Origin of the sequence: Acidovorax sp. sif1233, assembly GCF_019218755.1 — a bacterium.
Classification (GTDB): Bacteria; Pseudomonadota; Gammaproteobacteria; order Burkholderiales; family Burkholderiaceae_C; genus Acidovorax.
The window spans coordinates 137,807-149,938 of sequence record NZ_JAHUWZ010000003.1 but is presented as its reverse complement, the minus strand read 5'-3'; the positions used below and the strand labels follow the sequence as shown (position 1 = coordinate 149,938).

The following is a 12,132-nucleotide window of genomic DNA, read 5'->3' as shown; positions in this document are numbered from 1 at the left end:
GCACCCGGGCGCCCCTGTTGCCCCGAGCCCTTGCGCAGCGTGGTTCGGGGCTGCAATGCGGGGCCTTGCCGTGCAGCGCGGGCCCTGGGGATGACCCTCATGCATCAGGTCCGGGTTTGTGCAATGGTGTAACAGCGTGCAAATATCTGCGCGCCAACACAAGGCTGCAGGAGAACACCATGCCCAAGCGATTCCGGATGGCCCATAAACTCTGGATGGCGGTCTTGCTGATCGTGGTGCTGCTGGCGGCGGTGGTGGGGTTTTCCGGCTATCGCTCGGCCAAGGTGCAGGCCGAGGCGGACATGATGACCAAGGACATGGAGGCGCGTGTGCAGGCGGCGCTGCGCTGGTCCGGCCTCACCGAGACCAATGCGGCGCGCACTCAGGCGCTGATCGTGAGCAGCGACAACGCCGTCGAGGCCGAGTTCAAGGACCTGATCGCGGCGACTTCCGTGCAGATCAGCGAGGTGCAGAAATCGCTCGAATCCATGGCGCTGTCCGAAGCCGACAAGGCGCAGATGGCCAAGATCGCCGCCGCCCGCAAGACGATGACGGACCTGCGCGGCCAGGCCCGCAAGCTCAAGGGCGATGGCCAGCAGGACCAGGCGGTGGTGCTGGTCAAGCAGTCGTACAACCCGGCCGTGGCCGCCTACCTGCAGACACTGCGGGACTTCGTGCAGCAGCAGCAACAGACCGCCGAGGTCCGGCAGCGGGAGATGGCCGCGTCGCGCATGCTCACCGTGAAGATCGCCGCCGTGGCCGTGGGCCTGCTGCTGCTGGCCATCGTGGTGGGCGCCTACTATCTGATCGGCAGCATCCAGCGGCCGCTGGAGCAGGCCAGCGGGCTGGCCGAGCGCATCGCGGGTGGCGATCTGAGCATGCAGGAATCCGTGACCCGGGGCGATGAGTTCGGTGACCTGCTGCGCTCGCTTTACACCATGAGCAGCGCCCTGGGCCGGATGGTGCACCAGGTGCGCCAGAGCACCGACAGCATCGCCATCGCCAGCGCCGAGATCGCCACCGGCAACCATGACCTGTCGTCCCGCACGGAGCAGACCTCCAGCAACCTGCAGCAAACAGCCGCGGCCATGGAGCAGTTCACGAGCACCATCCAGCAAAGCGCGGGCAGCGCGCAGCAGGCCAGCAGCCTCGCGGCGGGCGCCACGGGCGTGGCGCGCCGTGGCGGCGAGGTCGTGACCCAGGTGGTGGTCACCATGCAGGACATCAACCACAGCAGCAAGAAGATCGCCGACATCATCGGCGTGATCGACGGCATCGCGTTCCAGACCAACATCCTGGCGCTGAACGCGGCGGTGGAGGCGGCGCGCGCGGGCGAGCAGGGGCGTGGCTTCGCCGTGGTGGCCAGCGAGGTGCGCAGCCTGGCGCAGCGCAGTGCCGAGGCCGCCAAGGAAATCAAGCAGCTCATCAGCGCATCGGTGGAAAAAGTGGAGGCGGGCTCGCGGCTGGTGACCGATGCCGGCACCACCATGACCGACATCGTGCAGTCGGTGCAGCGGGTGACGGACATGATTGGCGAGATCACCGCCGCCTCCTCGGAGCAGAGCGCCGGGGTCTCGCAGGTCAACCAGGCGATTGGCAACCTGGACCAGATGACCCAGCAGAACGCGGCGCTGGTGGAGGAGAGCGCCGCCGCCGCGCAGAGCCTGCGGGAGCAGGCGGACCAGCTGGCGCAGGTGGTGTCGATGTTCAAGGTGAATGCCGCCAGCCATGGACCGGCGCAGGCGGCCATTGGCGCCGCCCGTGCCGCGGCCGCCCAGCGGGCGCCCCTGCCCGCGGCTTCCGCCACGGCACCGCGGCCTCCCTCCGCAGCCCCGGCGGCCAAAGCGGCCCACCGGCCGGCGGCGGCCAAGGCGCAGGCGGCGCCTGCCGTGTCCGGGCCTTCCAGCCGCAAGCCGGCGGTGGCCCAAGGGTCTGAAGAGGAGTGGGAGTCTTTCTGACCCCTGCTGCCTGTGTGCGGTGATTGGGCCGCCGCGGGGCATGCCGCGCGGCCGGGCCACTCGATCTGGCCGTCCAGCATTGCGGGCACCCGCAGCGCGGCGTTCCCGCCCGCCTATTGCCTATTGATTCCAGACCCCGCGGATCATCGACGTCAGCGCCACCGTGAGCGGATCGCTGGCCCCTTCCGCCGAGGTGACGAGATAGAGTTTTGCATCAAGCTGCGCAGGCCCCCAGATCATCCAGTCCTGGCGCTCGCTGCCCCGGACTGCGACCTCTTCGCGCAGCAGCGCGCACCCGCTGCCAGCGCGCACATAGGCGTCCAGCCCGCTGGTTTCCTCTGCCTGCATGACAATGCGCGGCGCCAGGCCCTGGCGCTCGAACAGTGCCCGCATCAACTGGTGGATGTGGGAGTCGGCCAGGCCGTCGACCCAGGGCAGTTCGGCCAGCGTGCGCCACCCGCCCCGCTGCACGGACTCGCTCATCCGCACAGGCACCGCCACCCGGTAGGTCACCGAACGCAAGGCGACCCATTGCAGGTCGCGCGGCGGATTGGCGTCGATGAAGTAGCCCGCGGAAAGTGTGCCGGCGCGGATGAGGTCCAGCAATTGCAGCGATGAGTAGCTGCGCGTGCGCAGCTCCACCAGGGGCAGCGCCTGGTGCACGCTGGCGGCCATCTCGCCCAGCCGCAGGAAGTCGGCAGGCTCGCTGGGCAGGCCGAAGTCAATGCGTCCCGTCAGCTCGCCGCGCAGCTGCCGGGCCACCGAACTCAGTTCGCTGCCCGCGGCCAGCAACGCCTCTGCCTTGGGCAGCAGCAGTTCACCGGTGCGCGTGAGCGTGAGCCGGCCGGCGCTGCGGTCGAACAGGGTCACGCCCAGGCTCTGCTCCAGGCTCTTGAGTTGTCCGGTGACCGCCGGCTGGGTGACGTGCAGTGCTTCGGCCGCCTTGGTGACGTTGCCGATGCGCGCGACGGTGACAAAGGCCCGGACTTGATAGAGTTCCATCGCTCACACGCTGCGCACGGCTCATCTGCTGTACAGGCGGACCAGGGAGGGATCGATGCCGACCGACACCGCACCGCCGGCCGGAAATTTCGACAGGCCTGCGTGGTGTGGCTGGTCGATGACCACGGCATGCGGGCCGACCTGCACCTGGTAGCGCGCAAATGCACCGTGGAACTCGACCGTCTCGACCATGCCTGGCAGCCACACGAAGCGCGCGTCGAGCCGCGCGTCCGCCACGTCGAGCCGGATGGTCTGCGGCCGGATGGCCACGATGACGCGGCGGCCATCCTCGGGCACCGCATCGGAGCTGATCACGATCTCGCCCCAGCCCGGGACGTCAAGGGAAACGGCGTTTCCGCGGCTGCAGCGGACGGTTCCCTCCAGCATGTTCATGGTGCCGACAAAGCCCGCGACGAACGGGGTGGCGGGGTAGTCGTAGAGCGCGATCGGGGTGCCGATCTGCTGCACACGCCCGTTGTTCAGGACGGCAATCCGGTCGGCGCTGGTCATTGCTTCTTCCTGGTCGTGTGTCACAAAAATCGTGGTGATGCCCAGCCGCCGCTGCAGCTTGAGCAGTTCCTGGCGCATCTGCACGCGCAGTGAACGGTCGAGGTTGGACAGGGGCTCGTCGAGCAGCAGCACCTGGGGCTGGGTTACCAGCGTGCGCGCCAGCGCGACCCGCTGCTGCTGGCCGCCCGACAGCTGGCTCGGGTTGCGGTGGGCGAAGGCACCCAGTTCCACCTGGTCGAGCACCTCCGACACGCGCTGCTCGATCACCTTGCCGGGAAGCCTTCGCTCCACCAGCCCGAAGGCGACGTTCTCCCGCACGTTCAAGTGGGGCCACAAGGCGTAGTTCTGGAACACCACGCCCACGCGCCGCTCCCATGCGGGCTCGGTGGTGAGTTCCCGCCCGTCGATGACAAGCCGCCCGGCCTGGTGCTGGAGAAAGCCCGCGATGACGCGCAGCAGGGTGGACTTGCCGGAGCCGGAGGGCCCCAGCAGGGCGAAGAACTCGCCCGGCTCGATCTCCAGCGTCACGCCGTCCAGCACCACGACGCTGCCGTAGGAGAGCTGCAGTTGCTCACATCTGACACTGACCCTGTTCATGCGCGCTGCTGTTCCTGATGTCTGGCGGTTGCACAAGCCATTGCCACGAGTGTCGTTGCGATGGCCGCTTCTACGCATCGGGACTAATGCCCGGTAGGGAAAAGTCCCGGGGGTTGAGCCGGGGGCTCGATTCAGGCGGGCAGCAGCCGTGTCTGCGCCGGCTCCAGGCCAATGCCCACGGGGCTGCCGGCCACGAACTTGGATGCGCCCAGGTGGTGCGGTTGGTCCACGGCCACGGACTGCGTCCCCACCCGGACCTGGTAGCGCGTGGCCTCGCCCAGGAACTCGCTGGATTCGACGATGCCGTTCATCCAGACGTAGCGCATGTCACTGCGCGCCGCCGCGGCATCGATCTGCAGCGCATGCGGCCGGAAGCTGAGTACCGCCCGTCCGCTGGCCGGGGCATGGCCGTGCGCGGGCACCTGCAGCCGTCCCACACCCTCGATGTCGAGGGTGACGTCATGCCCGTCGCGGGCTTGCACCGTGCCCTGCAGCAGGTTCATGGTGCCGACGAAGCCGGCCACGAACTCGTTGGCAGGCAGGTCGTACAGGTCCTGGGGCGTGCCCACCTGCTGCACCACGCCCTTGTCGAGCACCGCCATGCGGTCGGCCGTGGTCATGGCCTCTTCCTGGTCGTGCGTGACGAAGATGGTGGTGATGCCCAGGCGGCGCTGCAGCTGCAGCAGTTCCTGGCGCATCTGTACGCGCAGCGACTTGTCCAGGTTGGACAGGGGCTCGTCCAGCAGCAGCACCTGCGGCTCGATCACGATGGTGCGCGCCAGCGCCACGCGCTGCTGCTGCCCGCCGGACAGCTGGCCCGGCCGGCGCCGGGCAAAGCGCTCCAGGCCCACGGTGGCCAGCGCGGCCTCGACCTTGCGGACCTGCTCGGCCTTGGAGACCCGGCGCTCCACCAGGCCGAAGGCCACGTTGTCCCAGACGCTCAGGTGCGGCCACAGCGCATAGCTCTGGAACACCATGCCCACGTTGCGTTGCCAGGGCGCCATCCCGGTGACGTCGCGCCCGTCGATCAGCAGCTCTCCGTGCTGGTGCTGGTTGAAGCCGGCGATCAGGCGCAGCAGGGTGGACTTGCCGGAACCGGACGGCCCCAGCAGCGCAAAGAACTCGCCCGGCCTGATCTCCATGTGGATGTCCTTCAGGACTTCGTTGCTGCCATAGGCCAGGCGGATGCCGCGGCATTGGACACTGATTTTTTTCATGGTGCTTGTCTCCAATCGGGGGGGAGGGCAGGGCTCAGGTGCGTACCGGAGCAACTTCTGCGGGAAGGATGGGCAGGGGAGGCAGGTCTTCATCGACCGGCCGCTGCTTCAGGCGGCTGCCGGTGCGCTCCACGATCACGTGGGAGGCATAGGTGCCGATCGCGACGACCGCGATCGCCAGAACGCCCAGTGCCGCGCCAGGGCCACGGCCCGCGATGCTCTGCATGTACAGGTAGATGCCATAGCTCATGGGCGCCTGCGACTGCGAGGAGGTCAGCAGGATGGTGGCCGACAGCTCGACCGCCGCCGTGATGAAACTGGTGACGAAGCCAGCCAGGATCCCGCCCGCCATCAGCGGCACGACGACGCGCCGGATGGTGCGCATCTTGGTCGCGCCGAGGCTTTCGGCGGCCTCCTCCAGCGAAATGTGCACCTGCTGCAGCGCGGCGACGCACGAGCGCAGGGCATAGGGCAGCCGGCGCACGGCATAGGCAATCATGATCACCACCCAGGTGCTGGTGAGCAGCACGTCGGTGCCTGGCACCAGGACACCCTTGAAGAAACGCAGGTAGCCGATCGCCAGCACCAGCCCCGGCACGGCCAGCGCCGCCGTGGCGATCCAGTCCAGCCACTGGCGGGCCGGCAACCGGGTGCGCATGATCAGATAGGCGATGGTCGTGCCCAGCAGCACGTCGATGCCGGCCGCCATGCCGCAGTACAGCAGGGTGTTGGAGATCATGCCGCCAGCGTCCTGGAACACGGTGGCGTAGTGGGCCGCCGTGAAGCCGTCGGGCAGCGGGGCGAAGCTCCACACGGAGGCGAACGACAGCAGCAGCACGCCGATGTGAGGGGACAGCGTCAGCAGCAGGATGAAGCCGATCCACGCGTAAGCCAGCACCGTGCCCAGCGGGGAAAGCCTGCGGCGCTGGATGGCGCCGCCGCCCTTTTGCGTGGTCGCATAGTCCTTGCCCTTGAGCACGCGGGCCGACAGCGCCATGGCCGCGATCGAGAAGGCAATCATCAGCACGCTGATGACGTAGCCCAGCGGGTCGTCGATGCCCACCTGGGTGATGCGCAGGTAGGCCTGCGGCGCCAGCATGTTGGTGGTGCCCAGCACCAGCGGCGTGCCCAGGTCGTCGAACACCTTGACGAACACCAGCGACGCCCCCGCCACGAAGCCGGGCATCGCCAGCGGGAAGATGACCCGGCGGAACAGGCGCCAGCCGCGGCAGCCCAGGTTCAACGCCGCCTCCTCCATGGCGCCATCGATGTTCCGCAGCGCCAGCGTCAGGTTCATGAGGATGAAGGGGAAGTAATGCAGCGCCTCGACGAAGATCACCCCGTTGAGGCCGTCCATGATCGGAACCGTGAAACCCAGGTGCTGCTCGAGCAGCAGGTTCACCGTGCCCGAGCGGCCGAAGATCAGCTGCATCGCCACCGCGCCGACGAAGGGCGGCATGATCAGCGGCAGCACCCCCAGGGTCTGGATCAATAGCGCGCCGCGGAACTCGAAGCGCACCGTGAAATAGGCCAGCGGCACGGCGATCAGCGCCGCCGCGATCGTGGCCATGGTGGCGACGTAGAGGCTGTTCCAGAAAGCCTCGGTCATCAGCGGCTGGTGGAAGAAGGCCGCGAAATGGCCCAGGGTCAGGCTGCCGTCGGCGTTGACGAAGGCCGAGAAGAACACCCAGGCGACGGGCAGCACCAGGAACAGCAGCAGGAAGGCCAGCACCAGGCCGGCCGCCAGCCAGGCGCCCGGCCGGGCCAGATGGAAGATGCGCGACATGAGTGGTCCTTTACTTGGCAAGGGCCCGGGCTTCTTCGGCGAGCTGGCGCGCCATCCGGTAGTTGTCGAGCGCCTTGCTGTTCCAGCCGCCTTCGGTGGCCGTCACCTCCCTGTTGGTGTCCGCGTTCTTCTTGTTGGACGTGAACAGGTTCAGGAACGCCGGGTCCTTGGCCATGGCCTCGGTCACGGGGGGCGTGAAGGCCAGTTCGCGCGCCCGCCTGACGCGGTTGGCGGCCTCGGTGTTGGGTTTTCCGGCCAGGGCTGCCTCGGCCTGGTGGATGGCCAGCGTGGCCGCCTGCAGTTCCTTGTGGCGGAAGGTGATCACCTGGTCGAACAGGGCGGTCACCACGTAGTAGCGCGCGGCGGACAGCTCGGGATCGAACTTCACCTTGGCGCGCTTGGCGACCTCGAAGGCGTTGGGGTAGCCGGCGGGCATTTTCATCTTGTCCGGCGGCAGCACCGGCAGGCGCGCCAGCTGCGGGAGCGTGAGCAGTTCCTGTCCTTCCCTGGACAGGGCGAAGCTGATGAAGCGCCGCGCCTCGGCCGGGTTCTTGCCCCCGCTGATGAGCGCAATGTTGGCTGGCACCACCGCGGTGACCGACGGGTAGGCGAACTCCACCGGAAAGCCCGAATACTTGCCGCTCAGGCCGAAGAAGTCGATCACCAGGCCGATGCCGAACTGTCCGTTGTTGACGCCGTCGGGCACGCCGAAGCTGCGTTCGGTGATCGCGGCCGAGTTGCCGGCAATCTGCAGCACCTGGTTCCAGCCCTTGTCCCAGCCCTCGCCCTGCAGGATGGCCTCGATCGTCAAGTGCGTCGTGCCCGAGCGGGAGGGCGAGCTCAGGGCCACGTGGCTGTGGTAGACCGGCTTGGTCAGGTCCGCCCACTCGGCGGGCGTGGGAAGCTTCTTGGCCGCGAGGTAGCGGGTGTTCCACATCAGCCCATAGCCCCCCAGGGCCTGGCCCAGGTAGAAGCCGTCCGGATCGTTGATGGGATAGCCGGCGATGTCCTTGGGCACCGCGGGATTGGCGAGGTCCGGAATGCGCTCGAGCAGCTTGCCCTTGCCCAGCACCTCGAACGCATCGGGCGCCGACGCCCAGAACACTTCGGGGCGCTGCCCCGCGCTGAGTTCGCGCACATAGGCCACGCCGGCGGTGGTGCTCTTGTTGAGGATTTCCAGCTTGATGTCGGGATGGGCCTTTTCGAAGGCGGTCTTGTAGGCCTGGGTCAGTTCCTTGGGAAAGGAGGTCACCACCGAGACGGTGCCGGCCTGGGCCCCGGCGGCGAGCAGGAATGCCGCCAACGCGGCAGTTTTGAGAATGGGGCGGATTGTCACGGATGTCTCCTTCAACGTTATGCGCGGCGGGTGCCGACAGGTCTTCTTGGGTCGGGTGAATGCTCCGCCAAAACCGGCAAGTGCGTCCAATCAGACTTTGTGATGCGCATCATCAAGCCGTGCATGCGCCTGGTGGTGCCGGGCGGCGGGCCTGCCGGGGGACATCCGGGAAAGTCCCAGGCCGGCGCGCCCTGCCGGGGGGGCGCCACAGGCGCGTTGCCTCCCGCGAGGCCACGCTGATCCTGGGCATCAGAAATGGTGATTGGATTCCCGCCAGCGCATTCCGTAGGCTTCGCCCGGCTCGATATGGCACGGGCCCCACGGCCTGCCACCGCATCGGCGTATCCATACCCACCACTGGAGACCTCCATGAAGATGAACAAGCTATTGCTCAGCGTCTGCTTTTCGCTGCTGGCACTGACTGGCAACGCTGCCCTGGCCAAGGGCGAGGCGCCTGCTGTCTACCTCGATGCCGCGCAACTCGATTCCACCCGCTTCATGGCGCCGCCCCCACCCGCGGAGGTGGCGGGCAAGGAGATCGAGCTGATGCTCGAACTGCAGCGATTGCGGACACCCGAACAGGCGGCCAGGTCGGTGGCCGATCTGGAGCAGAGCGTGTTCCGGTTTGCCAATGTCATGGGCCCCAAGTTCACGGAGCAGGGCCTGCCCCTGGTCGCTGCCTTCTTCAAGCGGCTGTACAAGACCGAGAGCGGCTTCAACAAGCAAGGCAAGGAGCTCTGGAAGCGCGAACGTCCGCCCGTGGTGGACAAGCGCCTGCAACCGGTGGCCAAGTATTCGCATAGCGGCTCGTATCCGAGCGGCCATGCCGCCTTCGGTTTCCTGACCGGCATGGCGCTGGCGGACATGGTGCCCGAGTGGCGTCCGCAGATCCTGGCGCGCGCCAGGGAGTTTGGCGACAACCGGGTGCTGGGCGGGGTGCACTACCCCAGCGACGTGGAGGCCGGCAGGCAACTGGCCGTGCTGATCGCCGCATTGGCGCCGCAAAACCCCAGCTACCGCGCCGACTTCGAGGCCGCGAAGGCTGAACTGCGCCGGGTGCTCGAACTGCCCTGAGCGCCGGCCGCCCACATCGCCGCCGCTGCGATCCCCGCAGCGTCCCCCCCCGCCACACCGCGCCACCACCGCCGTCGATCTGCATGCACACCGCATGCAGTGGCGCAGCGCGCCCGGCGTGGCTTCACAAGACCCCAAGGATTTCCACCATGCACAGCAACATCCACAAGTCACTCCTCCTCGCCGCCGCGCTCGGTGCCACCGCCGTGCCCGCGCAGGCCCAGTCCTCCAACCTCACGCTGTCCGGCAAGCTGGACCTCGGGATCGGCAAGAACATCGGCGCCACGTCCAGTGAAATGCTGGACGGGGCGGGCAGCCGCCTGGCCTTTCGCGGCCAGGAGGACCTGGGCGGGGGCTGGCACGCCGCCTTCGGGCTGGAGCACCGTTTCTCGCCGGACACGGGCCAACCCGCCAATCCGAACATCTTCTGGCAGGGCTACTCGACCCTGGGCATCGGGCACGCCGCCTGGGGCACGGTCAACCTGGGCCGCCAGTACACCGCCGCCTACTCCACGGTGCAGAACGTGATCGATCCCTGGGGCGGCGACACCGTGGCCCAGCTGCGCACCGCATGGCGTGGCGGCATCTCGAAGACCCGTGTCTCCGACTCCGTGCGCTATGACTTGCGGCGCAAGGACCTGCACATCGCGGTCTCGTCCGCCGAGGCCCAGCAGGAGGCTTCCAACGCAGGGCCCCGCCGTCCGTTCTCGGTCGGGGCCAACACCCACGTCGGCCCGGTGCTGCTGGCCATCGGCTGGGAAGACCCCGCCCATGCGGACGACCACCTGCTGAGCCTGGGCGCGGCCTACAAGGTCGGCCAGGCCCGGCTGGCCCTCGGCCTGGCCCGGGGCGTGACGACCCGCAATGACGACTTCAAGTCCATGCTGCTGGGCGTGACCTACGGGGTGGGGGTGGGTGAAATCAAGGCCGGCTTCGTCACTGCCAAGACGCGCAAGCCGGATGGTTCGCTGCGTTCGGAAGCCCGCAAGTTCGGCATCGGCTACTTCCACCACCTGTCCAGGCGGACCTTCCTGTACACCAACGTGGCCCGCGACAGCAAGGCGGTCACGGAGAAGCTCGGCTACGACGTCGGTCTCCAGCACAACTTCTGAGCGTCAAGGGCCGGCACTGCCCGCAAGGGCGCTGCCGGCCAGCCGCCGGATTCCGCAACCCTTCCAGGAAGCTTTACCCATGACCACGCTTGCCGTCTACCCCTTGAGCGGGGCCGCCGCCTCGCGCCGCGACCGCCGCGCCAAGATCGTCGCCACCCTGGGCCCGTCCAGTTCCGACGCCGCCACGATCCGGGCCCTGTTCGACGCCGGGGCCGATGTGTTCCGCCTGAACTTCAGCCACGGAAGCCATGCCCAGCACCGCGCCAGCCTGGAGATGATCCGGCGGATCGAACAGGAGCGTGGCCGGCCGATCGCCATCCTGCAGGATCTGCAGGGCCCCAAGCTGCGCATCGGCACTTTTGCCGATGGTCCAGTCGAGCTGCGGGCCGGTGCGCGCTTCAGGCTCGACCTGGAAGACCGCCCCGGGGACGCCAGCCGGGCGCCACTGCCGCACCCCGAGATCTTCGCGGCCCTGGTCGCCGGTACGGACCTGCTGCTCGACGACGGCAAGCTGCGGCTGCGCGTGACGGACTGCGGCCCCGGGTTCGCGGACACCGTGGTCATGGCGGGCGGGACCCTGTCCGAGCGCAAGGGGGTCAACGTGCCATCGGTCCTGCTGCCGATCTCGGCGCTCACGCCCAAGGACCGGGCCGACCTGGCGTTTGGCCTGTCGCTGGGGGTGGATTGGGTGGCGCTGTCCTTCGTCCAACGCCCCGAGGACCTGGACGAAGTCCATGCCATCGTGCAAGGGCGCGCCGGTGTGCTGGCCAAGCTGGAGAAACCGGCGGGGATCGATGCCCTGGACGCGATCATCGCGCGGGCCGACGCGATCATGGTCGCGCGCGGCGACATGGGGGTGGAGCTGCCGGCAGAGCAGGTGCCGCGCATCCAGAAGCGCATCGTCGGCGCCTGCCGCGCCGCCGGCAAGCCGGTCATCGTCGCCACGCAGATGCTGGACTCCATGGTCCATGCGCCGGTGCCGACACGCGCCGAGGCCTCCGATGTGGCGACGGCCGTCTACGAGGGCAGCGATGCCGTCATGCTGTCGGCCGAGTCGGCCTCTGGCCGCTACCCGCGCGAGGCGGTCGCGATGATGGGCCGCATCATCCGCGAGGTGGAGTCTGATCCGCACTACCGCGAGATCGTGGAAGCCTCGTCGCGCGCGCTGGGCGACAGCGTGGCCGATGTCATTTGCCAATGCCTGCGCACGGCGGCGGCACTGCTGCCCATGGCCGCCATCGTGACCTACTCGCGCTCAGGGGCGACGGCGCTGCGTGCGGCGCGGGAGCGGCCGGCCGCTGCCGTGCTCAGCATCACCCCGGACATGCACATCGCCCGCCGCCTGGCGCTGGCCTGGGGCATCCACTCGGTCCATGCCGATGCGCCGGTCAGCGGCGTGCCCGAGCTCGTCGAGCAGGCCCGCCGCGTGGCGCGCCAGGAGGGCATTGCCCGGGACGGTGACCAGCTGTGCATCGCCGCCGGTACGCCCTTCGGCGTCGTGGGCAGCACCAACTTCATCCACATCGCAAAGGCTTGAGCA

9 protein-coding genes are annotated in these 12,132 nt (G+C 68.4%); 4 read left to right on the top strand and 5 right to left on the bottom strand.

Features of this window, described 5'->3' with window-relative positions:
- Window positions 1-179 precede the first annotated feature (179 nt).
- The gene (locus tag KW843_RS12350) at window positions 180-1,958 is read left to right on the top strand and encodes a methyl-accepting chemotaxis protein (protein WP_218295444.1); all 1,779 of its coding nucleotides are present in this window, start codon (window positions 180-182) and stop codon (window positions 1,956-1,958) included.
- Window positions 1,959-2,078: 120 nt separating this feature from the next.
- Here KW843_RS12350 and KW843_RS12345 read toward each other — a convergent pair whose 3' ends face one another.
- The 5 genes from KW843_RS12345 to KW843_RS12325 all read right to left on the bottom strand — a co-directional run bounded on the left by KW843_RS12345 (window position 2,079) and on the right by KW843_RS12325 (window position 8,400).
- Complete coding sequence (locus tag KW843_RS12345) at window positions 2,079-2,960, bottom strand: LysR family transcriptional regulator (protein ID WP_218295443.1); 882 nt, start codon at window positions 2,958-2,960, stop codon at window positions 2,079-2,081.
- 21 nt (window positions 2,961-2,981) lie between these two features.
- Window positions 2,982-4,067, bottom strand: a complete 1,086-nt coding sequence (locus KW843_RS12340; protein WP_218295442.1) for an ABC transporter ATP-binding protein — start codon at window positions 4,065-4,067, stop codon at window positions 2,982-2,984.
- Between the two features lie 131 nt (window positions 4,068-4,198).
- On the bottom strand, window positions 4,199-5,284 hold the full coding sequence (locus KW843_RS12335) for an ABC transporter ATP-binding protein (protein ID WP_218295441.1): 1,086 nt from the start codon (window positions 5,282-5,284) through the stop codon (window positions 4,199-4,201).
- 34 nt (window positions 5,285-5,318) lie between these two features.
- Complete coding sequence (locus KW843_RS12330; RefSeq protein WP_218295440.1) at window positions 5,319-7,070, bottom strand: iron ABC transporter permease; 1,752 nt, start codon at window positions 7,068-7,070, stop codon at window positions 5,319-5,321.
- A gap of 10 nt (window positions 7,071-7,080) precedes the next feature.
- Entirely contained in the window at window positions 7,081-8,400 is a 1,320-nt protein-coding gene (locus KW843_RS12325; RefSeq protein ID WP_218295808.1) for an extracellular solute-binding protein, read from the bottom strand.
- A gap of 375 nt (window positions 8,401-8,775) precedes the next feature.
- Here KW843_RS12325 and KW843_RS12320 point away from each other — a divergent pair, with 375 nt between their 5' ends.
- From KW843_RS12320 to pyk, 3 genes are all read left to right on the top strand, one after another.
- Window positions 8,776-9,480 carry a phosphatase PAP2 family protein gene (locus tag KW843_RS12320; protein ID WP_218295439.1) on the top strand — a complete coding sequence of 235 codons (705 nt, stop codon included), beginning with the start codon at window positions 8,776-8,778 and terminating at the stop codon, window positions 9,478-9,480.
- A gap of 149 nt (window positions 9,481-9,629) precedes the next feature.
- Entirely contained in the window at window positions 9,630-10,592 is a 963-nt protein-coding gene (locus KW843_RS12315) for a porin (protein ID WP_218295438.1), read from the top strand.
- Window positions 10,593-10,671: 79 nt separating this feature from the next.
- A complete protein-coding gene (gene pyk, locus KW843_RS12310) occupies window positions 10,672-12,129 on the top strand; it encodes a pyruvate kinase (RefSeq protein ID WP_218295437.1) in 1,458 nt (485 codons plus the stop codon).
- Window positions 12,130-12,132 lie beyond the last annotated feature (3 nt).